This window comes from Clostridium sp. DL-VIII (genome assembly GCF_000230835.1).
GTDB lineage: Bacteria > Bacillota > Clostridia > Clostridiales > Clostridiaceae > Clostridium.
This window is the reverse complement of record NZ_CM001240.1, coordinates 4,546,352-4,571,350: the sequence shown is the minus strand read 5'-3', so window position 1 is coordinate 4,571,350 and position 24,999 is coordinate 4,546,352. Positions and strand designations below refer to the sequence as shown.

29 protein-coding genes, 1 pseudogene and 1 riboswitch are annotated in these 24,999 nt (G+C 30.4%); of the genes and pseudogenes, 22 read left to right on the top strand and 8 right to left on the bottom strand.

The features are described 5' to 3' along the window. The first annotated feature begins 228 nt into the window (after nt 1–228). From CDLVIII_RS21040 to CDLVIII_RS21030, 3 genes are all read left to right on the top strand, one after another. On the top strand, nt 229–591 hold the full coding sequence (locus CDLVIII_RS21040) for a VOC family protein (protein ID WP_009171490.1): 363 nt from the start codon (nt 229–231) through the stop codon (nt 589–591). Between the two features lie 264 nt (nt 592–855). Continuing rightward, nucleotides 856–2,856, top strand: a complete 2,001-nt coding sequence (locus tag CDLVIII_RS21035) for a 2-isopropylmalate synthase (RefSeq protein WP_009171489.1) — start codon at nt 856–858, stop codon at nt 2,854–2,856. A gap of 135 nt (nt 2,857–2,991) precedes the next feature. Next, nucleotides 2,992–3,216 (top strand): hypothetical protein, encoded by a 225-nt coding sequence (locus CDLVIII_RS21030; protein WP_009171488.1) that lies wholly within the window; start codon nt 2,992–2,994, stop codon nt 3,214–3,216. Nucleotides 3,217–3,357: 141 nt separating this feature from the next. Here CDLVIII_RS21030 and CDLVIII_RS21025 read toward each other — a convergent pair whose 3' ends face one another. The 6 genes from CDLVIII_RS21025 to CDLVIII_RS21000 all read right to left on the bottom strand — a co-directional run bounded on the left by CDLVIII_RS21025 (nt 3,358) and on the right by CDLVIII_RS21000 (nt 8,003). Then, nucleotides 3,358–4,734 carry a DUF2334 domain-containing protein gene (locus CDLVIII_RS21025; protein ID WP_009171487.1) on the bottom strand — a complete coding sequence of 459 codons (1,377 nt, stop codon included), beginning with the start codon at nt 4,732–4,734 and terminating at the stop codon, nt 3,358–3,360. Nucleotides 4,735–5,053: 319 nt separating this feature from the next. Beyond that, a complete protein-coding gene (spoVAE, locus tag CDLVIII_RS21020) occupies nt 5,054–5,407 on the bottom strand; it encodes a stage V sporulation protein AE (RefSeq protein ID WP_009171486.1) in 354 nt (117 codons plus the stop codon). Nucleotides 5,408–5,429: 22 nt separating this feature from the next. Continuing rightward, on the bottom strand, nt 5,430–6,431 hold the full coding sequence (spoVAD, locus tag CDLVIII_RS21015) for a stage V sporulation protein AD (RefSeq protein ID WP_009171485.1): 1,002 nt from the start codon (nt 6,429–6,431) through the stop codon (nt 5,430–5,432). Continuing rightward, entirely contained in the window at nt 6,432–6,911 is a 480-nt protein-coding gene (spoVAC, locus tag CDLVIII_RS21010) for a stage V sporulation protein AC (protein ID WP_009171484.1), read from the bottom strand. A gap of 12 nt (nt 6,912–6,923) precedes the next feature. Further along, the gene (locus CDLVIII_RS21005) at nt 6,924–7,784 is read right to left on the bottom strand and encodes a DUF421 domain-containing protein (protein ID WP_009171483.1); all 861 of its coding nucleotides are present in this window, start codon (nt 7,782–7,784) and stop codon (nt 6,924–6,926) included. A gap of 12 nt (nt 7,785–7,796) precedes the next feature. Next, nucleotides 7,797–8,003 carry a DUF1657 domain-containing protein gene (locus CDLVIII_RS21000; RefSeq protein ID WP_009171482.1) on the bottom strand — a complete coding sequence of 69 codons (207 nt, stop codon included), beginning with the start codon at nt 8,001–8,003 and terminating at the stop codon, nt 7,797–7,799. Nucleotides 8,004–8,179: 176 nt separating this feature from the next. Between CDLVIII_RS21000 and CDLVIII_RS20995 the strand changes: the two genes are divergently transcribed. The 9 genes from CDLVIII_RS20995 to CDLVIII_RS20960 all read left to right on the top strand — a co-directional run bounded on the left by CDLVIII_RS20995 (nt 8,180) and on the right by CDLVIII_RS20960 (nt 13,757). Then, complete coding sequence (locus tag CDLVIII_RS20995; RefSeq protein ID WP_009171481.1) at nt 8,180–8,383, top strand: DUF1657 domain-containing protein; 204 nt, start codon at nt 8,180–8,182, stop codon at nt 8,381–8,383. A 289-nt stretch (nt 8,384–8,672) separates the two neighbouring features. Then, nucleotides 8,673–9,008: a YnfA family protein gene (locus CDLVIII_RS20990; RefSeq protein ID WP_009171480.1), complete on the top strand. Its 336-nt coding sequence runs from the start codon at nt 8,673–8,675 to the stop codon at nt 9,006–9,008. Between the two features lie 176 nt (nt 9,009–9,184). Next, the gene (locus CDLVIII_RS20985; protein ID WP_009171479.1) at nt 9,185–9,460 is read left to right on the top strand and encodes a hypothetical protein; all 276 of its coding nucleotides are present in this window, start codon (nt 9,185–9,187) and stop codon (nt 9,458–9,460) included. 107 nt (nt 9,461–9,567) lie between these two features. After that, nucleotides 9,568–10,161 (top strand): glycerol-3-phosphate 1-O-acyltransferase PlsY, encoded by a 594-nt coding sequence (gene plsY, locus CDLVIII_RS20980; protein ID WP_009171478.1) that lies wholly within the window; start codon nt 9,568–9,570, stop codon nt 10,159–10,161. A gap of 143 nt (nt 10,162–10,304) precedes the next feature. Beyond that, nucleotides 10,305–11,117, top strand: a complete 813-nt coding sequence (locus tag CDLVIII_RS20975) for an alpha/beta hydrolase (protein WP_009171477.1) — start codon at nt 10,305–10,307, stop codon at nt 11,115–11,117. 324 nt (nt 11,118–11,441) lie between these two features. Next, a riboswitch (cyclic di-GMP riboswitch) is annotated at nt 11,442–11,524 on the top strand. 119 nt (nt 11,525–11,643) lie between these two features. Next, nucleotides 11,644–11,952, top strand: a complete 309-nt coding sequence (locus tag CDLVIII_RS20970; RefSeq protein ID WP_009171476.1) for a hypothetical protein — start codon at nt 11,644–11,646, stop codon at nt 11,950–11,952. A gap of 199 nt (nt 11,953–12,151) precedes the next feature. After that, nucleotides 12,152–12,805, top strand: coding sequence for an HAD family hydrolase (locus CDLVIII_RS20965; protein WP_009171475.1), 654 nt, complete (start codon nt 12,152–12,154; stop codon nt 12,803–12,805). A 28-nt stretch (nt 12,806–12,833) separates the two neighbouring features. Continuing rightward, the gene (locus CDLVIII_RS32660) at nt 12,834–12,959 is read left to right on the top strand and encodes a hypothetical protein (RefSeq protein ID WP_278245865.1); all 126 of its coding nucleotides are present in this window, start codon (nt 12,834–12,836) and stop codon (nt 12,957–12,959) included. Between the two features lie 57 nt (nt 12,960–13,016). Next, the gene (locus CDLVIII_RS20960) at nt 13,017–13,757 is read left to right on the top strand and encodes an EFR1 family ferrodoxin (RefSeq protein ID WP_009171474.1); all 741 of its coding nucleotides are present in this window, start codon (nt 13,017–13,019) and stop codon (nt 13,755–13,757) included. On the opposite strand, the gene CDLVIII_RS20955 is transcribed toward CDLVIII_RS20960, so the two are convergent. After that, nucleotides 13,754–14,962 (bottom strand): aminotransferase class III-fold pyridoxal phosphate-dependent enzyme, encoded by a 1,209-nt coding sequence (locus tag CDLVIII_RS20955; protein WP_009171473.1) that lies wholly within the window; start codon nt 14,960–14,962, stop codon nt 13,754–13,756. The two genes, CDLVIII_RS20960 and CDLVIII_RS20955, sit on opposite strands and share 4 nt — an antisense overlap. Nucleotides 14,963–15,079: 117 nt before the next feature. Here CDLVIII_RS20955 and CDLVIII_RS20950 point away from each other — a divergent pair, with 117 nt between their 5' ends. The 6 genes and pseudogenes from CDLVIII_RS20950 (at nt 15,080) to CDLVIII_RS20930 (ending at nt 21,320) form a co-directional block, all read left to right on the top strand. Further along, nucleotides 15,080–16,420 carry a PLP-dependent aminotransferase family protein gene (locus tag CDLVIII_RS20950; RefSeq protein ID WP_009171472.1) on the top strand — a complete coding sequence of 447 codons (1,341 nt, stop codon included), beginning with the start codon at nt 15,080–15,082 and terminating at the stop codon, nt 16,418–16,420. Nucleotides 16,421–16,469: 49 nt separating this feature from the next. After that, nucleotides 16,470–17,024, top strand: a complete 555-nt coding sequence (locus CDLVIII_RS20945; protein ID WP_009171471.1) for a sugar O-acetyltransferase — start codon at nt 16,470–16,472, stop codon at nt 17,022–17,024. Then, nucleotides 17,024–17,191, top strand: a pseudogene (locus CDLVIII_RS30175) (flavin reductase family protein); the annotation flags it as partial. The gene CDLVIII_RS20945 and the pseudogene CDLVIII_RS30175, both read left to right, overlap by 1 nt. Before the next feature lie 339 nt (nt 17,192–17,530). Next, nucleotides 17,531–18,616, top strand: a complete 1,086-nt coding sequence (locus CDLVIII_RS20940) for an NADH:flavin oxidoreductase (protein WP_009171470.1) — start codon at nt 17,531–17,533, stop codon at nt 18,614–18,616. Nucleotides 18,617–18,859: 243 nt separating this feature from the next. Next, the gene (locus CDLVIII_RS20935) at nt 18,860–19,315 is read left to right on the top strand and encodes a MarR family winged helix-turn-helix transcriptional regulator (RefSeq protein ID WP_009171469.1); all 456 of its coding nucleotides are present in this window, start codon (nt 18,860–18,862) and stop codon (nt 19,313–19,315) included. A 562-nt stretch (nt 19,316–19,877) separates the two neighbouring features. After that, nucleotides 19,878–21,320: an MFS transporter gene (locus tag CDLVIII_RS20930; RefSeq protein ID WP_009171468.1), complete on the top strand. Its 1,443-nt coding sequence runs from the start codon at nt 19,878–19,880 to the stop codon at nt 21,318–21,320. 87 nt (nt 21,321–21,407) lie between these two features. Here CDLVIII_RS20930 and CDLVIII_RS20925 read toward each other — a convergent pair whose 3' ends face one another. Then, nucleotides 21,408–21,797, bottom strand: a complete 390-nt coding sequence (locus CDLVIII_RS20925; protein WP_009171467.1) for a thioesterase family protein — start codon at nt 21,795–21,797, stop codon at nt 21,408–21,410. Between the two features lie 386 nt (nt 21,798–22,183). On the opposite strand from CDLVIII_RS20925, the gene CDLVIII_RS20920 reads away from it, so the two are divergent. From CDLVIII_RS20920 to CDLVIII_RS20910, 4 genes are all read left to right on the top strand, one after another. After that, complete coding sequence (locus CDLVIII_RS20920) at nt 22,184–23,296, top strand: DUF5050 domain-containing protein (protein ID WP_009171466.1); 1,113 nt, start codon at nt 22,184–22,186, stop codon at nt 23,294–23,296. A 152-nt stretch (nt 23,297–23,448) separates the two neighbouring features. Then, nucleotides 23,449–24,033 (top strand): transposase zinc-binding domain-containing protein, encoded by a 585-nt coding sequence (locus tag CDLVIII_RS32655; RefSeq protein ID WP_278245864.1) that lies wholly within the window; start codon nt 23,449–23,451, stop codon nt 24,031–24,033. Further along, nucleotides 24,015–24,677 carry a transposase gene (locus tag CDLVIII_RS32650; RefSeq protein ID WP_278245863.1) on the top strand — a complete coding sequence of 221 codons (663 nt, stop codon included), beginning with the start codon at nt 24,015–24,017 and terminating at the stop codon, nt 24,675–24,677. The genes CDLVIII_RS32655 and CDLVIII_RS32650 overlap by 19 nt, the downstream gene beginning before the upstream one ends. Nucleotides 24,678–24,692: 15 nt before the next feature. Next, nucleotides 24,693–24,887, top strand: a complete 195-nt coding sequence (locus CDLVIII_RS20910; RefSeq protein WP_009168857.1) for a hypothetical protein — start codon at nt 24,693–24,695, stop codon at nt 24,885–24,887. The last annotated feature ends 112 nt before the right edge of the window (nt 24,888–24,999 follow it).

Here is a 24,999-nt window from a genome sequence, read left to right as displayed (position 1 = left end):
TACAAAAGAAGTGTTTCTAATGTGGAAATGCTTCTTTTATAAATTTCAAAGATACAAAATTAAAGCAATACATGTTATAAATTAAGATTAACATGCATTGCTTTTTTATAGCAAACATAATACTAATTTAGTATCTTTGTTTTTTTATATCCTTTTAACAGTATAAAAAGTTGGATATAATAAAAGGGTAAAATAATTAAAATCATATAATAAGGAGAGATATAGATTATGAAGTTTTGCTGGAGTACATTAATGGTTAAAAATTTAGAGGAATCCTTGAAGTTTTATCAAGAAATTGTTGGTCTTAATATAAACAAGAGATTAAATGCAGGCCCTGGAGTGGAAATCGCATTTGTAGGAGAGGGAGAAACAAAAATTGAACTTATATGTAATGAAACTTTGAAAGAAGTAAATTATGGAGAACACATTTCTCTTGGATTTGAAGTAAAATCAGTAGATGAAATGATGAATTTTGTTAAAGAAAAAGGGATAGCTATTCATAGTGGACCAATACAACCAAATCCTCACACAAGATTTTTTTATGTGTTAGATCCTAATGGATTAAGAATTCAGTTTGTAGAAAATATTTAAAGTATTGAAGAAAATTAATAGATAAAAAGTTATTTTGTTATTGCAATATATATCGTAAAAAGAAAAAATTTAGAATAGATTAATTTATAAGCTTATTTGAGTGAATAACTTGAATAAGCTTATAATATGTTAAAATAGATCAATAAAAATGATTAAATATGTCACTAGGACTTAACTTTAAAATATGATATGCTAAATTACATGAAATACGAAAAGGAATAATTAATTATAATTTGACAATATTACAATTGGGGAGTGATAAAAATGGAGAATTACGAAAAGTATAAAAGATCATATTTTATGCCGCCAGTAGTGACATACGATTGGGTAAAAAAAGATCATATAGATAAGGTGCCTAAATGGTGTAGCGTTGATTTAAGGGATGGAAACCAAGCGTTAATTGAGCCTATGAGTTTAGAAGAAAAATTAGAATTTTTTAATATGTTGGTAAAAATAGGTTTTAAGGAAATTGAAGTTGGATTTCCGGCTGCTTCCGAGACAGAATTTCAATTTATACGAACTTTAATTGAGAAAAATATGATTCCAGAGGATGTTTCAATTCAAGTGCTAACTCAGGCAAGAAAACATATTATTAAAAGAACCTTTGACGCAGTTAAAGGAGCACCACATGCAATTATTCATTTATACAATTCAACATCTGTTGCTCAAAGAGAGCAGGTTTTTAAAAAATCCAAAGAAGAAATCAAAAAACTTGCTGTGGATGGAGCGAAGCTTTTAAAAAAGATAGCAGAAGAAGAAAAGGGGAATTATTCATTCCAATATAGTCCAGAAAGCTTTCCAGGAACAGAAGTAGATTATGCATTAGAAGTGTGTAATGCAGTTCTAGATGTTTGGGAACCAACAAAGGAAAAGAAGGCAATTATTAATATACCAACTACTGTTGAAAATGCAATGCCTCATGTATTTGCCTGCCAGGTTGAGTATATTCATAAAAACTTGAAATATAGGGATGCTGTAGTACTATGTCTACATCCACATAATGATAGAGGCAGTGGCGTGAGTGATGCGGAATTTGGTATACTTGCAGGAGCTGACAGAATAGAAGGGACTCTATTTGGTAATGGTGAGAGAACAGGTAATTTGGATATTATTACAGTGGCTATGAATCTTTATTCTCATGGAGTAGATCCTAAGTTGAATTTTAGAAATATGTCTGAAATATGTGAAACCTATGAAAGATTGACTAGAATGCAGGTTGGCATGCGTCAGCCTTATGCTGGCGAGTTAGTTTTTACAGCTTTTTCAGGCTCTCATCAGGATGCTATCTCAAAAGGAATGAACTGGCGTGAAGAGAAAGACTGTAGGTATTGGGACGTTCCATATTTACCTATTGATCCAGCTGACGTTGGACGCCAATATGATTCGGATGTTATCCGGATTAATAGTCAATCTGGTAAAGGCGGTGTTGATTATATATTGCATAAGAGTTTTGGAATATCACTTCCAAAACAGATGAGAGAGGATTTCGGGTATACAGTTAAGGATGTATCCGATAAAGCCCATAAGGAATTAACTCCTGAGAATATTTATAAAATTTTGGAAGAAAAGTATATACGCAACTCTCATGTATTTCAAATTCCAGAATGTCATTTTAGACAAGGTGATAAAATGACAGCTGATACTACAATCTGTCATGGTGGAAAAACAGAATGTGTGGCAGCGCAGGGAAATGGAAGGCTAGATGCAGTTAGTAATGCAATAAAAGAATATTTTAAAATAGATTATGAATTAGACATATATGAAGAGCATTCATTATCTAGTGGATCTACTTCAAAAGCAGTCACTTATGTGGGAATAAAATCTTATGACAAACATTATTGGGGAGTTGGAGTAGAAGATGATATTATTAATTCATCTATTGCAGCTTTAGCAGTAGCGGTAAATCAGTTAGAAGAAATTAAAAAATTAAAAAGATCAGACGAAAGAATGACAGAGATTCTAAGTTATGTTAGATCACATTATAAGACTATTACCTTGGAAAAACTATCGGAAAAATTCTTTTTATCTAAGCCATATTTATCAAAATACATTAAAGAAAGCACTAACAGTACCTTTGGAGATATAGTGAAACAAATTAGAATGGATAAAGCAAAGAACTTATTAAAAGGAAGCGGAATGAGAGTGGAAAACGTTGCTGAGCAGGTAGGATATGAGAATGTAGAACATTTTATAAGACTATTTAAGAAAGCTTATGGAATAACACCAGTGGAATTTCGTAATAATATATCAAAATCTCAAAATTAAAAAATTTAATTCAATAAATTTTAAGGAGAAAAGGATAATCTTTAAATTATTTAGGTTTAAAGATTACTCTTTTTTGTTTTATAAGAATAAAATAAAGCAATTATTATATAATATGTATATGAGAGGTGTATAGGTATGGGGAATAATATAGAAATTATATTGGAAAAGATAAAAACATTGCCAGTAATAAAGTCAGGAAAACAATCCATAATATCATTGTCTAGTAGTAATGTAAATCTAAGTGCTGAGGATTTTAATGATGCCATAGAGTATATATGGGAGAAAGCTTTGATAAAAATATTAAAGGTAGAGCGCGAATACAAGTATATAATAAAAATATATGCAGATGTTACTAAATAGTTTCAAAGAACATAAGAATGAATAAGGTATAATAGGTTTTGAAATTATCTAAATTGATTATTAAGTAAATACAGTGTTTTAGGCACATATTTGTAATATGTGCCTAAAATTTTTACTGACTTTGCAGTGGTTTTCTTATGTTTATCTTTCCATAAGTTCATCAATGTGAATAGTTGTATAATCATGAGATTTAAGTGCACCTACTATTTTTTGTAATGGTGAATTTTTATCATAATTAATATTAAGATTGTTATTACTAGTATTAAAATCTATATATTTTAATTCAATAAATGGATGAATATAAAAACTATGAAGCGTATCAGGTGTTTCATCATTAAGTCCATCAATTATGGATGTAGGATCTGAATCATGCACATATCCAAGTGGTGTTGGGACAAACAAGTGATGGTCATCTAAGTTGTATATATTCGTAGTTGTGCTATCGAAAGGTTCATAGATAAACTGAAAGTAATTTTCAATAACACTTCTTTGAAGGTCAGTTTCCCTATAATGAGGGCTTTCATAATAGGAAATAGGTATATTTAAGGCACTTGCAGTATCAATCCCATTCTCAATTATGGCTTGAGTATCAGAAATTGTATCATTTATATCTTTAGCCATTTCTTCACCAGTTCCACTTTTTTCATCGGCATGTTGATGGGTATAACCATGAAGTCCTATTTCTGCACCCTTATTAATCAAATAATCTAAAAGGTTAACAAATCCTACATTGGTTATATTATCATTAGTTAATAGATCATTATCAATATTGTCTGCAGGAGATTTGTATCTAGGAATCCAGCTTATATGAAACTTTATTCTTTGTGAATAAAAAAGATTAGCTATGCTTTTTACTTTTGTTTGGTTTTGGTCTATGGCGTAGTTGCCTCCGCAACCAAAATCCTCTAATCTAATTAAAGCAACTTTATTGTTATAAGAAACAGAAGAATCTTCAGGTGCTTTTGTAGTGTTATCAAATAAACTAATATTATTATTTTTAAAGTCAAAAACAGCAATTAAATTAAAAATCTCTTCTATATCTGAGATTGAAATATAATTAAGTCCATTATTATTAATTAAGTTTCCACGAAGAAAGCGTGTCTTAGAATTTTTAGTGTAAGAATTCTCAGTTAGAGAAATCTCATTATTATTGTTAGTTAATAGAATCTTATTATCAGAAGTATCAACACTGTAGTTAAGTCTATTACAAATAAGGCTCAGAGGTATATAATATCTTTGAGCTTTAAGCAGCATAGGAGTATTAATAATACTGTTTTGGTTTAAAATGTTTAAACTTACTCCAGTAACTTTTGTTATAGGTCTGCTGTCAAATTTAATTTTAGGAGTATATGAACTCTTGAAATTATTTTCGGGAAGAGAACTGGCATATATAATATTATGTATAACAGTTGGATTTTTACCAAAAAACTTATAATAAAAAAATGGATGAAAAAATATGAAGATAGATAAAAGTATTGACGTTATTAAAATAAGATATAGCTTTTTTCTCTTTTGCATTATTCCCTCGCCTCTTTATATTTAAAATAATTCCAATTAAGCATTATTTATAGTTTCGCGACAAGTATTTGTCATAAATATTTTACTTCAAATTTTAATATATAACAATTTTTATTCTATAAATATTATAAAAAAATAATTATAGAATAAGTTTTTTAGTTATAAGTAACTTAATATATAAAATTTAATGAAAAAAGCCTCAAGCTGAGGCTTGAAAAAATAATTTGCTTTAAGTTATGAAAATATTTATATCCATACAGAAATATTTGGAAATAAATCTCATATTAAATTCAATATGAGGACTTCTTTTAATAAAACATCATCCCTTTGGTTTAAAAATCATGGCAGAGAGAAAACCAAAAACTATTGCGGCAGAAACTCCAACACTTACTGTCTTCAAAACACCTGTAAAAATGCCTATATAACCAGTTTGCTCAGCTTCATTTATAGCAGCTGTCACAAGGGTATTACCGAAGCTGCTTATAGGCACAAATGCACCTGCACCTGCAAATTTTACTAAAGGGTCGTATAGGCCAAGACCTCCAAGGATCGCCCCTATTACAACTAATGTGCAGGTTGTATGTGCTGGAGTGATTTTTAGTGTATCCATAATAAGCTGACCAATAACACAAATTAAACCGCCTATTATAAATGCAAAAACAAGTTTTTCCATAATCTTATTTACACCTTCCTTTTTACATTTCTATAGAAACAGCATGAGCAATGCAAGGTATGCTTTCCTTTTGCTGAAATGAAATAGGAGACATTAAAGCTCCAGTGGCTACAATTAACATTTTATTCAATTCGCCTTTTCGCATGCGATTAAGTAAATGCCCATAAGTTACAGAGGCAGAACAACCACATCCGCTACCGCCAGAAAAGGCATTTTGCTCAGTTTTATATATTAAAAGTCCACAATCTGTAAAGATATCTTTGGGCATATTTATACGATGCCTTTCGAATAAAGCATTGGCAAGTTCATGACCGACTTTTCCTAAATCACCAGTAGCGATAAGATCATAATGAGAAGCATCTATATTTAAATCCCTAAAATGAGCTTCGATTGTATCCACAGCAGCTGGTGCCATGGCAGCTCCAAGATTATAAGGGTCTGAAACGCCCATATCTATGACTCTTCCAATAGTAGCGGAAGTTACTTTAGGTCCATCTCCACTTGGACCAAGGACTGCAGCTCCGGCTGCAGTTACTGTCCATTGGGCAGTAGGAGGCCTTTGCACACCATAATCAGTAGGATACCTAAATGTCTTTTCAGCGGCTGCATTATGACTGCATGCAGCTGCTACTGCATATTTGGCAGCTTTGCTGTCTATCAATTGAGCTGCTAATGATAAACCTTCCATAGAACTGGAGCAGGCACCAAAGATACCTAAATAAGGAATGCTCAAAGTTCTTGCAGCAAAACTGCTGGAGATGAGTTGGTTCATTAAATCCCCACTTAAGAAAAAATTAATATCTTCTTTTTGTATTTTTGATTTTTGTATAGCTCTTTCGCAAGCATGCTCTAAGAGAGCTTTTTCAGCTTTTTCATAGCTATCTTGACCAAGCCATAAATCTTCATAAAGTATATCAAAATCATCTGCTAAAGCTCCATTGCTTTCGAAAGGACCACCAACAGCTGCTGAAGCTAATATTGTAGGTTTAGAATCAAAAATCCAGGATTGATGTCCTTTAAGCATTTACATCGCCCCCAGCCATATTATTGTCATTCGTATAGTGGCAACTACAAAGGCAGCAAATACACCATAAACAATAATTGCCCCTGCAAGTTGAAACATATTACCTGCTACTCCAAGAACAAAGCCTTCACTTTTGTGTTCAATTGAAGCAGAGGCTATGGAATTAGCAAAGCCTGTTATAGGAACAGCAGTCCCAGACCCAGCCCATTGACTAAGATGATCATAAACTCCAAGGCCAGTAAATAAAGCTGCTAAAAATATTAAGATTAGATAAGTAGGACCTACAGATGTTTTTTCATCAAAATTAAAATAATTAATAAAAACCAACTGTAGTATTTGGCCAATTGTGCATATAGCTCCTCCTACAAGGAAAGCTCTTATGCAATTTTTCAGAATAGGTCTTTTAGGCTCTATACTGCTTATTAATTCATCATATTGCTGCTCAGTTGTAGTCATTCTTTTCTTTTTCATATTTGACATTTCTTTCACCTTCTAACGTAATAAATATGGTTCTAATTTTTTCATGATTTCTTCTAATTTATCAGCATTTTGCAAGTACATGTTTTTGGCATTTTCATTGTCGCTATCTAAAGAAAATGCCATAAGATCAGATTGACTCTTTTCAATACTTGCATATAGCATCTCTTTAATTTCTGTTTTAGGAACTTGTATCATATCATCAAAAAGATCAACATATAAATCACCGGAAGAATCTACCTGACCAAGAAAAATATTTTCAAGGGAAACTCCTTTGATTTCTAACTGGGTTGTAAGCCAGCCGCGATTTAAGCCAGCATTTGTGAGGCCTTCATTTAATATATTTCCATCCAGAATAACTGTTTGAGGCTCAGCTTTAGATCCGATCTGTTTTCCAAGATCAGAAGCAGTAACTGGTTTCTTATCAGCTTTCAGACTAACGTTTATATCACCGGTGGTTTCCATGACAGCAAATTCAACATCAGCTAAGTTAAATGCTTTTTTAGAGCGGAGTTCCTGCAAAAATTCCTGTCCGGTGATTCGTTCCTTAGATAGATTATCTTCCATTACTTTGCCATTTTTAATCAAAACTCTTTCCTTACCGTGTATTGCGTTATAAATCCATTTACTTCTCATAGAAGCATAATCTAATGCGAGAGGCATTAGTACCCACACTGCAAGTGAGGTTAACCCAAAATAAATATTATCAATCATATTTAAAGAAATTAAAGCAATTATAATAGCTATCACGGCATAAGAAATAAAGTCAAAAGGAGTAGCGTGGGATAAAGTCTTCTTTTTTAAATATCTTGATATAACTAATGATAGAAAAAATAGAATTATTGAATTAAATAATAGTATTGACCAAGTATTCATATTCCACCTCGTTTAGTTGCCTTTGTATTGGGGTTCTTCAAACTCCATGGTTCCTACTCTCTTTTCTAAATCTATCTTAACTTTACTTATTTCTTCAAGTGCTGTATAAAAAGCAGTTTTGGCATCTTCATCACTTTCTTGTAACGAATATGTTCTTAAAGTAGCTTCAGCGCCTTTCAATGTAGCTAACGTTTGTTTCACTTTTGCAATTGCAGTCATATAAAAATCTCCTTTAACTATTAGATTATTTTCTAATTTACTTTAACCAATAAGTTTGATTTTAATTCATTTTTATAATTTGAAAAGGAATATATTTCATCGTAAATAGACTGAATATTTAAATTGATTATGAACAAAATATAGTGGTCGATAAAAATCATAAAGGAGGAATTTTTATGCCAACAGGAAATAAACTTGAGACAGCATTAGCTAGTGCTAAAGGATTAGCTGCAGATATGAAGACATTTTCTTTAGATACAGATAATCAGGAAGCAAAACAAATGTTTAATCAACTTGCAAATACAATGGAAAATGTATCACAAACTATTCAATCAAGACTCGATTTTGTAAAGCAGGAAGAACCACAATATAATAAATAATTGATATACTCTCATATCTAGTTAAATTTATATTTTACAGATGTGGGAGTATATTATTTTCTATATGTAATAAAGATAATTCAGTTAGAAGTTATGAATTAGAGGATGAAATCCTTATAGGAATTTCTAAAAGTATTATTCATGGAAAGTAGTCGATTTATCGTTTTTATTATAAGGAGCTCGCAGGATAAATTACTAAATGTAAGCTGATTAAAATATGTTATAATTCCTATGTACTTATAAATTATGTATAGCAATAGTGCAGATTAGATTAACATAGGAGGGGCACATGGAAATCATAAAATCCATATTTTATTTTATATTAGCAGGAATATTTGAAATTGGCGGGGGGTATCTTGTATGGTTGTGGCTGCGTGATGGAAAAAGTTTTTGGTACGGGATTGCAGGAGCAGTAGTATTAATTCTATATGGAATAGTTCCTACATTGCAGCCTTCAAATGTCAGCTTTGGGAAGGTATATGCAGCTTATGGAGGAATATTTATTGCCTTATCAATTTTGTGGGGATGGAAGATTGATAATATAACACCTGATAAATTTGATTTAATTGGTGGAGCCATAGCGTTAATCGGCGTTATCATAATTATGTATGCACCTAGAGGATAGGATATTGTCACAGAATAAATTGATTAATTTAATATTAAAAACATAATGGGAGATACCGTAGAATTTATTAATTGAATTTACGGTATTTTTTAATAATTTTTAGATGTGATGTTTAGCAATTATTCAATAAGGTAAATATAATAGTTGGGGAACATAAAATAAATAGGGGGGATACTATGGATAGTACTATAGTCTTACTCATATTAGCATTGGTAATAGCTGGGACAGTATATTTTAGTATAGAGTATTTTGAAGATGCTTTGCAAAGGTCTATAATGAGAAATGTGATTTTATTATTACTATTTATTCTAATAGAATTGTGTGGCTTGATGTATATGTCGGGATATTATAATTGTGAGGAGTTAATAAGCATCGTATTTATCTCCGAAATAGATTTGTGTTTAATGATTTTTTCTTTGGTTGAGACTATATATAGAAAATTTAAATTATAGTAAAAGAGTTATTCTAGTTGATATAGAGTGCTTGAATTGTTAACTTTATTATTATGAAAATTAATAATAAGCGTAAATATCATATATAAGAGAGCTAGGTGAAATAAATGATTATTATATTAACAATTATTGTCTCTTTTTTGTGTGGATCAATACCAACAGGATATTTAATAATTAAAAAATTATATGGTATAGATATAAGAACAAAAGGTAGTGGAAATATAGGCTCAACAAATGTTAAAAGAGTAGCTGGAACCCAAATATCTATTATAACTCAGATGATAGATATTTTAAAAGGGATAATTCCAATGAGTTTAGGAATTTGGCTAACAAGGTATGTAGAATTGCCAGTATCAATAGATATTTATTTTTCTATTATTGCATTAGCAGTAATCTTAGGACATGATTATACTCCGTTTTTAAAATTTAATGGAGGGAAAGGAGCCAATACAACTATAGGGGCATTTGTTTTAATTGCACCAATTCCAACTATAACTGGATTCGTAGTTTATTTAATATTACGAGTATTTACAAAAATAGTTTCCATTAGGACTCTTGCAGGAGGAATAACCATACCTACTATGAGTATTGTTTTAAATTTACCAATCTCAATAATAGTAGCTGCTACATTAGCTTGGATTCTTATGGTCATAAGGCACAAAGAAAATTTAATAAGAATTGCACACAAAAAAGAAATTTAATAGGACAAGCTATGGCTAAAAGCTTAATTAATTGAAATTAAACTATAAGTATTAAGAATTTTTAGAATGAATTGATTCATTCACAAATTTATGTTCAGTGAATAATCTAATACTATAATTATAGTTTCTAATGGAGGATATAAATGGGCTATTATATTAGAGTAGAGCCTAATGTGAAAATTTATGTAGAAGATCTTAATGAAAAATGCGACAAAACAATTTTGTTTTTACATGGCTGGCCTGGAAGCCATAAGTTATTTGAATATCAATTTGATCAGCTTCCAAAGATGGGATATAGATGCATTGGAATAGATACAAGAGGATTTGGAGATTCAGATAAACCTTATAGTGGTTATGATTATAACACGCTGGCCGACGATGTAAGAAGCGTAATTGATGCACTAAAGTTATCAAATATTACTCTTGCAGGACATTCAACTGGAGGGGCGATAGCAATTCGATACATGGCCCGTCATAAAGGTAATGGAGTATCAAAATTGGCTCTTTTTGCAGCAGCAGCACCAAGCCTTATTAAACGGCCTAATTTTCCTTATGGATTAAAGGAAGAAACTGTTTTGGAAATTATTAAAGGAACATATATGGATAGACCTAATATGCTTCAAGGGTTTGGTAATATATTTTTCTATCAGCATATAACTAAAGCCTTTTCAGAGTGGTTCCTTAATCTTGGATTTCAAGCAGCTGGATGGGCAACAGCAGAAATTGCGAAGACTTGGATAAAAGAAGTGTTGTTTTCTGACTTGGATAAAATAAATGTTCCTACTTTAATTATCCATGGAATTCATGATAAAGTTGTGCCTTTTGAGCTAGGCGAAGTACAAGAAAAATGTATTAGAAATTCAAAGCTTATTCCATTTAAGTATAGTGGACATGCATCATTTTATGATCAGTATGAAAAGTTTAACAAGGAATTAGTGAAATTCATTGAAGAATGAAGTTATTGTCAATGAATGGCCACAAGATACTAAAAAATATCTTGTGGTCTTACTTATTTGATGCAAATATAGGAGACAAACCACATTGTTATAGGAATGTAGCTAATGAGTATCAGTTTTTCAACACATAATATATTATTTTAAATAAAAAGTTTTGGAATTAAATGTTGAGCATGTTTATGCGAATAAAAAATTGATAATAAATAATAAAATAAAATGTCCCATTAATAAAGTTTAACAATGACTATTGATTTTTATATATTATTCTGATAATATTCATGTATTATAAGATTTACTAAGTATATAATAAATTGTATTAATTTAATAAAACTTGGAAGCTGTGAAGAATTCTTTTATGTGGGCACTTTAGGAATTTGGAGCTAGTTGTGCAACCGGCCAATTTAAACTATTTAATTGTTCAGCAATTGAGTAGTTTAAGTTGGCTTTTTTTATAATAATTTACAAAGAAATAAAAACATAAAATATTTGCAATATACTGATTTCATGTAAATTAGGAGGAGAGAAGATGTTGAAAACACCAATAAATATCGAAGAATATGGAAATTACACTAATAAGCAGCTTTTGGAATGTCATAAGTATTCATTTAATCGCTTGAAAAAAATTAATACTATGATTCCTAAGGAATACCGTGAGATATTAATGAATGTTCCTAGGGAAAATATAGAATATATAGAATCAGTTTTAAAGAGCAGAAAAATAGCTATTCCGAATTACAATAGCACAATACGAAAAATAATGGATAAAAAACATATTACAGGGATTAGTGTTATAATACTTTTATTGTTTATAATTCATATGCTGATTTTAAGATAATTAGGAACTACAATTAGCTTTACAAAATTTATGTAAGGAATAGAGACGAGCTAACGCAAACATACCAAATAGATGTGATGAGTTGTGTACTTTAAAAATTTAATAATGTGATATTTAGGAGACATGTTATAATACCATTAGGTCATATGACCTGGGGTAATATATAATGGTGATATATTCATATGAGGAGGTATGTATTATGGGAAAGTATGATACAGTCATATTTGATTTGGATGGGACATTACTTAATACAATTGAAGACCTTACAGATAGCGTTAATTTTGCATTAGGACTATATGGTTTTCCGCATAAAAGCTTGGAGGAAATCAGAAGTTTTGTTGGTAATGGTGCAGCACGCTTAATAGAACTTGCTATACCAGATGGAACTAGTAATCCTATGTATGAAAAATGTTTTATTGATTTTCGCAACCATTATTCTATAAATATGAGAAATAAGACTGATGCATATGAAGGAATTATGGAACTTTTAAGGCAGCTATTAGAAAAGAAGTATAAAATGGCAATTGTATCAAACAAATTTGATACAGCAGTAAAAGAACTTAATAAAATTTATTTTGAAAAATACATAAAAGTGGCAATTGGAGAATCAGAGAAGGTTTCTAAAAAGCCAGCTCCAGATACTGTTTTTAAGGCACTTGAAGAATTAGGTTCAGTTACTGATAAGTCAGTATATGTTGGTGATTCTGAAGTAGATGTTAAAACAGCGAAAAATGCTGGAGTTATATGTGTAGGGGTAACGTGGGGATTTAGAAGCAGAAAAGTTTTGGAGCAAAATGGTGCAGATTATATTATAGATACTCCACAGGAATTATTAAAAATAATAACCGTATAAGAATTAAATAAAGTTGTTGGTGAGATATATGCATAGTATAGAAGCATATATCTTATCAGCAGCTTTATTTTATATATTTATTTTAGTCATCGTGAACAATTTAGCCTGTTTTGTAACAGTAGCTGTTAATGCTATTGCAATATTTAGTGCATGATATTATACTGTATTCAATAAAACGTTACATCTGTAACGGTTAATTATGGAGGTAATAATGAAGATATTATATTTTACAGCAACAGGAAATAATTTATATATAGCAAAGAGATTAGGGGGAGAGCTTTATTCTATCCCAAAGTTAATAAAAGAAGGCAAATATGAATTTGAAGATGAGAAAATCGGGATAATATTTCCAGCTTATGGATGGAGTGTTCCTAAAATGGTTGAAGAGTTCTTAAATAAAGTTAAATTGAAAAGTAATTATATTTTTGGGATAGTATCTTATGGGGCTCTATCAGGAGGGACTACTAGTCATCTTTTAGAAATTGGAAAAAGGAATAATATTCAATTTTCTTATATCAATGACTTACTCATGATTGATAACTATTTACCAGGCTTTGATATGGATAAGCAAAAAGAAAAGGAATCAAAGAAAAATATTGAAGAGAATCTTGCACAAATTATTAAAGATATTGAAGTTGAAAGGAAATACATTAAAGAACATCCAATAGTAAGAGCAATTTCAAAGAATTTAATGCCAAAATACAAAGGTGATTTTGCAAAGAAATTTAGTGTAGATGATAAATGCAATGGCTGTAAAACCTGCGAAAAGGTCTGCCCAGTAAATAACATAAAAGTAGAGAAGAAACCTACATTTGGTGATAATTGCCAGAGCTGTTTAGCCTGCATTCATCATTGTCCACAAAAATCAATAAGTATAAAAAATGAAAAGAGTAAGGCAAGATTTATAAATCAAAATGTTACCTTGAAAGAAATAATAGATTCAAACAACTAATTATTTAAGAGAATATCTTTAAGTGAAAAACAAAAATTATCGATTTCTGAATAGTTAAGGATTAATGGGGGATATAAGCGTATAATGTTGTACATTTCTGAATATCCAGTGAAAAAACCTTTCTTTAGAAGCTTAAGAAATATTTCTTTAGCTTTGAGATTTTTATCTAGGGCTATAGCAATCATCATGCCTCTGCCCAGAATTTCGCTTATTTCCCCTGTAATTTCTGCGAGTTCATGTAATTTGCATTGTAAATATTCTCCGGCTTTATTTCCGCGTTCTACGAGGTTATTTTCTAGCATTATTTCAATAACCTTTCTTGAAACAATACATCCAAGAGGATCATCTATATGCGATTGGACATATTTAAATTTAGAATCTTCTATAGCTTCAGCTAATTTTGATTTTACAAGTATTCCGCTTATAGGGTAACCATTTCCAAGACCTTTTCCCATAGAAATAAAATCAGGACTATGTTCTTCAGAATTAAAACATTCATAATGCTGAAAGCCAAACCATTTGCCAGTCCTACCAAAGCCAGTTGTAACTTCATTTGCTATGATAAGGCCTCCTGCATTCCTAACTTTCTCACATAAAAACTCAATAAGTTTTTCAGGAGGGCAAAGAACTAGTCCTCCTGAATTACCGGGTTCAAAAACAAAGGCAGCTATATTTTTAAAATTTATTTCGTTAAATTTTCCGCATTCTCTACAATCACATTTCTTTTTGCAGCTTAAACATTTATTTATAGGTAAATCAATCCATACTTTTTGATCTCTTGGCATCCTAAGTTCTGGTGATGAACCAAGAGAAGAAATTGATAAACATAGTTTTTGACTTTTTTTTGTAAGTAGTTCTGATAAAGTAACTGCAAGAGAAACAGCATCACTGCCCGAAGAGATAAAAGTTCCTCTGTAGCTATATCTAAGTTTTGCAGCAGAAGATATTTCACTAACTAAAGCTGCAGGGTGTTCTGTAGTGAACCACTCGTGGGTATGAAACAAAAGTTGTGCATTTATACTTAGAGTTTCAGCTATTTCTTTTCTACAATGTCCAAGGACAGCGGCCCAACAGCCAGCTTGCAAATCAATTAATTCACCATATTCTTCTGTATAAATTTTTGTACCTTGTGCTCGTTTAACTGTTATGGAAATTCCAGGACTATTAAACATTCTTAAATTCTTAGTTTTAATTAATTCCGCCATTTTATAACCTCCAATAAATTGAAATCTTTTGATTAAAGGATATAATAATAGGAAGGATAGTTCAATTATGGAAAAAATATTCTGTACTACTACAGAATAAATTTTGGGGGGGATTTTATGAGGGAAATAAGTAAAACTGAATTAGTAAAAAAGTATATTTTAAAAGAAGTTAAAGAGGGAAGAATTACTAGTGGGAAGCGTCTTCCAAGCTGTAGGAAAATGGCAGCTCTTTTTGAGGTAAATAAAATAACTGTAAATAAAGCCTATGAACAACTTGAAAAAGAGCATAGAGTTTTTAGTATACCACGTGGAGGATTTTATTTGGTTGACTCGGAGAATAGGCAAGCGATTGCAAGCAAAGAAGTGGATTTTAGTACAGTAAGGCCTGATGATAAATTAATCCCATATAGAGAATTTACTCATGTTATAAATAAAGCAGTAGATTTATATAAAAATAACTTATTTGATTATGAATCTAATGTTGGGTTATTAACTTTGAGAGAAACATTAAAAGCTGAGTTTGAGAAAGATGGAATTTACACGAATATGGATAATATTCTTGTAACAAATGGAGCACAGCAGGGGATAGACCTAGCTTTTCAAGCTATTTTTTCTAATAGTAATGGAAAATTATTAGTTGAAGTGCCTACATATAATCTTGCTATAAAATTAGGGGCGCATCTAGGTATTAATATGGTTGGGATTGAAAGAAAAATTGATGGCTACGATTATAAAAGAATGGAGGAAATATTAAAAAAAGGCGAGATTACAGCCTTTTATATTATACCAAGACATCATAATCCTACAGGATATTCTTTACTTGAAAAAGATAAGAAAAAAGTTGTGGAGCTATGTACTAAATATAATGTAATCATTATTGAAGATGATTACATTGCAGATTTGGCTGGGAAAAAAGGAGCAATGCCACTTCACTATTACGATGTGGATAAAAAAACAATATACATCAGAAGTTTCTCAAAGGCTTTTATGCCAGGAATAAGATTAGGTGCTGTTATAGCTCCAAAATCTATGCTTGGAAAAATAGCAGCTATTAAGCAGCTTATGGACTTAAACACATCGAGGCTGCCTCAAGGCGCATTAGAGTTATTTATCAAATCTGGTATGTATGAAAAGCAGCTTAAGAAAATAAGAAAATCTTATGAAGCAAAACTCAGAAAAATAAAAGAAATTTTCATATCGCTTCAACCTAAAGATCTTATTTGGAATGTTCCTGAAAACGGAATATTTATATGGATTAAGTTACCAGAATATATTGATGGATATGAACTGCAAGAGAAATTAAAAAGTCAGGGAATTTTAATAAAACAAGCAGGAGATTGCTTTTTAGAAAAAGAAATAAAGATAGAGAAGTTTAATTATATAAGATTATGCATATCTGGAGTTTCAGAGGAAAATATAAGCGCTGTAGCAACTATTATTTCATATATTCGAAAATGATTTCTAATCCGATTATATTGAGGATTTGATACAAATGGGGGAGTTTAAAATGAAAAGTGAAAAAGAAAAAATGATTTCAGGAGAAGTTTATAATGTCCTAGACAATGAAATAAAACAAGGTCAGATGAGAGCAAGGAAACTTACAAAAGATTATAACCTAACGGAAGCAGATGAAGGTGAAAAAAGAATAAAAATATTGAAGGAATTACTTGGGACTTGCAATGATAATGTATTCATTGAACCAACTTTTAAATGTGATTTTGGATATAATATTCATATAGAGGGATTCTTCGTGGGGAATTTCGATTGTTTGATGCTTGATACCTGTGAAATCAGAATAGGTGAAAATTGCTTTATGGGACCAAGAACCTGCATTTATACAGCATGCCATTCATTAAAACCGGAGGAGAGAAATACACCAGCCTGCTTTGGAAAGCCAGTTAAGATTGGTAATAATGTGTGGTTTGGTGGGAATTGCGTTGTACTTCCAGGAGTTACAATTGGAGATAATGTGGTAGTTGGAGCGGGTTCTGTTGTTACAAAAGATATACCAGATAATGCTGTGGTAGGTGGAAATCCTGCAAAAATTATAAAACAAGTATAACAATGTTTATCGGTGAAATTGTTGCTGTATATGCAAATGAAGAGTGTTTAGAAAATGGAAGACCAAATGCATTAAAGGTTAAACCAACAATATTAATGGATACAGGATATTTTGATTTAAATAATAGAGTAGGATCGATCTTTAAAGTTTGTAATGGAAATAGGTAAAGAATAGATTAATATATTAAACCTCCAGCTTATCGGAGGTTTTGATATTCATTGAAATAGATTAATCTTATTATAATAAATGAATGTATATAAGTTTTTTTGTTAGGGATGTATTGGGGTTAATTTAAGTTCACTTTAGCTTAAGGTTTAAGTAAAGTGAAACTTAGAAAAGTATGAGGATATAGCTAAATCATAATTTCTAATATTGACAGATAAACTTTAAAAATGATAGTATATGCATATACATATATTATCTGTTAGTGAATTTATATGATTAGAAATTAAAAAGTTTTCACCATTGTACATGTATATGCATATAAAATGAAGGGTGGTATATAAATGAAATCATTATTTGATCAAACACAGTTAGGAGCACTCAAGTTAAAAAATAGATTTTTTAGATCTGCAACATATGAAGGTATGGCAGATGAAAATGGTCATATAACAGAGGAGTTATTTAAGGTTTATGAAGCATTAGCTAGTGGAGGAGTAGGGACTATAATTACAGGTATTACGGCTGTAACTGATTTAGAAGAATTTATTCCAGGTCAAACAGGAATCTATGAAGATTCGTTTATTGAAGAATATAAAAGAATAACTGAAATAGCACATAAATATGATGCTAAGATAATACTTCAAGCAGGTGCAGCAGGTACACAAACAGTTAAAAATGAGGATGGAAAAAAAGTTGTATGGGGTCCTAGTAATGTGGAGGATTTAGGATATAAGAATACTCCAAATGAAATGACATTAGATGAGATATTTTTAGTTCAAGAGGCTTTTGCAAATGCAGCCATAAGAGCTAAAAAAGCTGGCTTTGATGGAATTCAGCTACATTCAGCTCATGGATATTTGTTAAGTAAGTTTTTAACTCCTTATTACAATCGTAGGAATGATGAATATGGAGGCAGTATTGAGAATAGAGCAAGAATGCTTCTAGAGACATACAAAAAAATGCGTGATCAAGTCGGTTCTGAGTACCCAATTTTAGTTAAAACTAATAGTGAAGATTTCATGGAGCAAGGTATTACTTTTGAAGAGTGTAAATATGTATGCAAAAAGCTTGAAGAGGCGGGAATAGATGCTATTGAAATTAGTGGAGGCAGTTTATCTTCACGTCCAAATGAAAGCTATTCAAGAAAAATAGCAAAAGGACAATCTCCATATTTTATGCCATATGCAGAAAAGATAAAGCACGAAGTAAAAATTCCAGTTATTTCTGTAGGGGGAATTAGAGATTTTACTGAATTAACAGAAATTCTAAGTGAAACTTCAATTGATTATTTCGCATTGAGTAGACCACTGATACGTGAAAGTGATTTAATCAACAGGTGGCAGACAGGTGATATAGAACCAGCAAAATGCATATCTTGCGGTAAATGCTCTGGATTCGGCAGGACAGTGTGCATTTTTAATAAAAAATAGTAATAAACTAAACTATATTTAAAATTCAGTATTTATAAAGTATGATTTGCAATTGCGGCAAAATTTCTATAAGTTTTTGAAATTTATGATATAAAGTTATTATTAAGCATATAAATCGAAAAAATTATTAACAATATATTATAGCTTACAATGTGTAGTAAGTGATTTATGAACGACTTGACAATAGGAATTGCTATAGATTACTATATGTATATTCATAGATTTGACGGAGGTATATTATTTATGACTAATTTAGAACATTTAAAACCATTAAAAAAATGTGCTTGTAGAAATCTGCGCATGACAACGAGAGTTACTACTCAGTATTTTGATCAAATCTTTCAGATGGTAGGACTCACAGCTCCACAATTTTCATTATTAGCAGAGGTAGCTGCACATGAAAATACAGCAGTAAGTGAACTAGCAGATATAATGTTAATGGATCAAACTACTGTAACTCGCAACATTGAAATTTTAAGAAAAAAAGGATATGTTAATGTAAGAACAGATGATAATGATTCAAGAAGGAAATGTATATCAATAAGTGAAGGTGGAGAAGAAAAGTTAAATGAAGCCATTCCAGTATGGAATAATGTTCACACATTGATGGAGCAGGAGATTGGTGCTGAAAAATTTGAAGAATTTTTAAAAACCTTAGGGCAAATACAAAACTTTATTAGTAAGTATTCTAACAAATAAAATTTAACAATGTTATTACACATAGATATAGTGAAGTTTGATAAAATTTATAAGTCTATATTATAGTTAGCGTAATCTGCTATTAAAGAATACTTAGTGTTTGTTATCAAATATAGAAAGAACGCTATTTTACTTAAAAACATGTATATACATGTTCTTGCAAAAAGCAATAATCTATAGAAGGAAATGTTAAATAAATTCATTAGTATTATAAATGCCAGCAAGGATAGATTATTAACAGTATAAGTTTTCCTAAGTTACAAGATAGTGATTAATTAAAAGGAATCTGTGGAGCCTGTATTAAAAGATGTCTTGTCCATGCTCTTTCTGAGAACGGACATGATAAGCTAAAATGTTATCATCGTGCTTATGTTGAGGCTCCAGATAAATTTGGTGTTTCACAGTGCAGTTTATGTCAGACGAATGTACCTTGTGAATATAGAAGTCCAATTGAATAGATTCTGTATATTATATATAAGATAATTATTTTATATCTCTGTTATAAGTTGTTCCCTGAAATACAATATAATTAATAATAAATGAAAGGATATGATTTTTAATTGTGGATATAGAGAATAAAAATGAATACAAAAATAGATGGATTATATTAGCAGTAGTAGTGCTGCTACCGTTTATGGCTACCTTAGACAGCACCATAGTAAATGTTGTTCTGCCAGTAATGGTAAATATATTTTCTGTAACCATGTCTTCTATCCAATTAATAATAATCTGCTATCTAATTACAATAGTCAGCACAATTTTATTTTTTGGAAGATTAGGTGATATTAAAGGGAAATCTATAATATTTAATTTAGGATTATTAGTGTTTACTATTGGATCTTTGTTTTGCGGTTTATCAAGTGATTTTTGGTCTCTAGTATTTTTTAGAATAATTCAGGCTATAGGTGCCTCTGCTGCTATGGCAAACAATCAGGGAATTATCACTCAAGTGTTTCCTGCAAATGAAAGAGGGAAAGCACTTGGAATATCAGCGACTTTTTTAGCCCTCGGAACAATGATTGGTCCTCCGTTAGGAGGCTTTATAGTTTCATATTTAAATTGGAATTATATATTTTTTATTAATATTCCTATTGGAGTAATTGCTACTATAGTTGGCTTTAAGATGCTGCCAGGTAAGCTGAGTGAAAAAAAGGAACATATTGATTTTATTGGAGCTATAATTTTTGGGATAAGCGTTATATTTCTATTTTATTCTCTTATAGCGGGAGAAACAATCGGATATGCTAATGTCAAAATAATGCTAGGGTTTCTTGCTGCAGCTTTATTGTTTGTTATATTTATAATAATAGAAAAGAGACAAAAATATCCCCTTATAGATTTTTCATTATTTAAAAATTCACTTTTTTCTGTAGGTATATTGTGCACATTTATATGCTATATGTCATTTAATAGCAATAATATTATTCAACCTTTTTATCTTGAGAATGTATTAAAGATGACGCCTGATTACGCAGGGATAATAATGATGATTTCTCCAGTAATAATTACAGTAATAGCACCTTTTAGTGGACATTTATCTGATAAAATTGGTTCGGAATATTTGACGTTTATTGGTTTGATGGTTATGGGGATAGGAATGAGTTTAATGGCGACTTTAAATGAAAATTCATCTATTCGAGGATTAACCATATATATAGCCTTAATAGCTATTGGAAATGGATTGTTTTTATCACCTAATAATTCACTTGTTATGTCTTCAGCTCCAGGTGATAAATTAGGTATTGCAGGAAGTATAAATGCGTTTGTAAGAAATTTAGGACAATCTTCCGGGGTTGCTATGGCTACTGTACTTTTATATTCTTTTATGAGCATTAAAATGGGAAAAAAAGTGCTTGGATATGTAGAAGGCAGAAATGATGTCTTTATATTTGGAATGAAATATGTATATATTAGTGCGGCACTTATTTGTTTTGCTGGAGTTGCAATAACAATTCTAAGATTAAAAAAGAAAAAAATAGCAAGTTCTAATAATAGTAAATATTGAATTTAGAAATAAACAGACTTTTAGTGTGATATTTTATGCTAAAAGTCTGTCTTATTATTTAAGGGCTAATTCACTTATAGAAAGGAATTAATTATCTTTTGTTCTTGCCATAAAGTCCTTAGAATTTACTATATATCTTATGTGGAAACCTTTCCCTATAGTGCCATGGTCATCACTTGCTTCAACATCAAAAAATAATTTTTTATTTTCTACTTTGGTAAGTATAGCTTTACATTCTATATTTGCTCCAACAGGGGATGACTTAATATGTTTAACATTCATTTCAATTCCGACTGTAGTGAAACCAGCTGGAAGCTCAGGAGATGCTATATCTTTAGCTGCATTTTCCATAAGTGCAATCATAGCTGGTGTTGCATAAACTTCTAAATCTCCTGATCCCATTTTAATAGCTGTTTCGTTCTCAGTAACCTTTAAATTCTTAATAATTGAAGTTCCTTCTTTTAAATTTAATTCCATATATATTATTTCTCCTCTCAATAAATATTATTGTAGTACATATTTGGTTGAAAAGTGTACTTATAGTCAATTAGAATGCTAGTATATGTTACTCATGTAATAATTTCATAGTACTAGAGATTATGTTATCTTTCAAGATGAAATAATTAAATATGTTATGTTTATATTAACAAATTTTTTTAGTATAAGTGTTTTATAATTTGAAATTGAGAAAAATATAATTATTTTATATAATGTAAACTTATATTTTTTATGCTAGAATGTAGTCATATTGTATTTTTTAGGAGATATTCAGGCACAATATAAATGCTAAGATATGCTGACAGACGGACTTATTATTTTTGATTGTGCCTAACTAGATAAAAAATGGAAGGTTGGAAAGTTAAATGGATGGTAGCAATGCTGGCGAAAAGAGTAAAGAAGAGAAAACTGTTAGAAGAAAGATAAATCCAAAAGTATTTTTTGGAATAATTATTTTAATTATCATTTGTGGGACAGCAGGTAGATTCTTGTTTAATCAATATAGTCATAGAATAGACAGAAATAGAGGAAACACTACTGGAAATATCAATGAATATGGTTTTAGTGCAGCTAAAGATGGTTGGATTTATTATTCGGAATTTAAAGATAATAATAGTGTAATATATAAAACTAATGGAAGCGAAAAGAGCCAATTGCTATATGAAAATCAGGCAAATATACTTTTCTTAAATGTAGTGGATGGTTGGATTTATTATGACAAAGGTGATTTATCTAAAAGAGATTCAAAAGGATATCCTGTGCAAAGTATTATATGCAGGATGAAGACAGATGGTAGTGAGAAAACAGAAATAGCTACTACAGGAACATTAAATCATTTAAGTGTAGTAGATGGTTGGATTTATTATTCATATATTGATAGTGGTAAATATATAATAAGCAGAATGAAAACAGATGGCAGTGAAAAGACAGATGTATTAAGCGTAGATAAACTTATACTTGATTTTAATGTAGTGAATAAGTATATGTATTATTTGGAAGTTGATAACTCTACACAAGCAATCTCAATATATAAACAGGAAATAGGCAGCAACGATAAAACAGAATTAGTGAAAGAAGACAAATTAGATATATTAGATTTAAATGTAGTTGGGGATTATATTTATTATGAAAAAGCTGATAAGCAGACAAAGGCAGCTACAATATATAGAATGAAGACAGATGGAAGCAGTGAAAAAGAAATATCTAAAGAAGATGCTTGTGCATGGAGCATATTAAATGTAACTGATGATTGGATTTATTACATGATAGATAACCAAACAGGGTCAACCACTTATAATAGTAAAATATATAAGATGAAATCAGATGGAAGCAAAAGGACTAAAACATCTGACAAAGATATATGTATTTCTGCAATGAATATAGTGGGTGATTGGATCTATTATACTAAAATTGATCAGAACACTGGTACTGAAATACGCAAGATGAAACTAGATGGAAGTGACGATAGTATAGCGTAAATATAATTACTTGTAGATAAAATATATTATTTTAAAGAGAGCTTAACCTATAATAAGCTCTTTTTTTATTGTATAGGAAAGTATAAAAATCGCGCTTGCTGAAAGCGCGGTGTAGACTTGCATTAGGAAAATATATGTGGTAAATTGATGAAATGATTAAGAGTAAATTAAGAAGAATATTAGAGGAAAATTGGAATGAATTTTATAAAAGATATAAAAACAGAATTAGACCTAGTGTTATTGCAGAAGTAAAAAAAGTTATGAAATGCAAGGATATAAGTAATGGTTATATTGAATTAAAATGTAAGGAATGTGGCGAAATAAAGAAAGTTGGGTTCACTTGTAAAAGTAGATTTTGTACATCATGTGGAAAGGTTTATGTTGATAATTGGGTTAATGGAATGCTGGGAAAATTAATAAATGTAAAGCATAGACATATGGTATTTACAATACCAGAGGAACTTAGAAATTACTTCGGAAGAGAAAGAGATAGGCTGAAGTTACTTCCGCAATGTGCAGCTAAAGCTGTTACGAGTTGGATGTATAAGCAAAATAAAAAAGAAGAATTTATACCTGGAATTATAGCAGTTATACATACTTTTGGACGAGATTTAAAGTGGAATCCCCACGTCCACATGATGGTTACAGAAGGTGGAAAGGGCAAGCTAACTACCTGGAGAAATTTTAAATATTTTTCGTATGAAGCATTAAGAAAGAGATGGCAAAAATATTATTAGATGAAATAATAAAAAGAGAAGGAAATAAAGATAGTTTTAAACGATTAAAGAACAAAATATATAAAAATAATAAAGATGGATTTTATGTTCATGCTAAAAATGAAATAAAATCAGCAAAGATAGCTGCAAAATATATTGGAAGATATGTTGGACGACCTGCGATAGCAGAATCAAGAATAATTGCGTATGATGGTGAAAGTGTAACATTTAAATATAAAAGACATGAAGACAATAAAGAAATAATAGAGAAAGTGTCAGTCTTTGAGTTTATAAAAAAAGTTATAATACATATACCAGACAAGAATTTTAAAATGGTGAGATATTTTGGACTGTATTCGAGGAGATGTAAGGATAAAGATCAATTTATCAAGATGATAGATAAGAAAATAATACAAATTAAGAAATCAATAGAAAAGTGGGAATATCGAATTCTTGCGTCTTTTGGGGTAGATCCATGCAAATGTTCTAAATGTGGTGGTAAGATGAGATTTAATGATATAGTGTATCCACGATACGGCTCGATGCGAGAATATTTTAAAGATAAATTTATAAGTGAAGGGAAAGAAAAATTAGAAAACATCCTGGAAATATATGCAATTGCAAAAGGAGTACTATATGGTAAAATAAAGCCGACAACAACATAGTTGGAGGGATGTTAAGTGAAAGATATAATACCATATAAATGTTTAAATTGTGGAATAACAGAAAATATACCTAGGGAGGTTGTAGAATACTTTGATGAGATGGATCAAAGTAATATAGATGAACCGCCTTGTTTTTCATGCGAAAAATGTGGCGGAGTTATGAGACCTAAAGAATACAATGGGGTATATGGCAAAAGTTATAAACTATAAGAAGAAAACCATAGAGGAACAGCAATCTCTATGGTTTTTAATTTAACTAATAATAATTTCTCCGAAGGAGCGTGTCGCAGACACTTTTGTTCTAGATTATTAAGCTTTATAT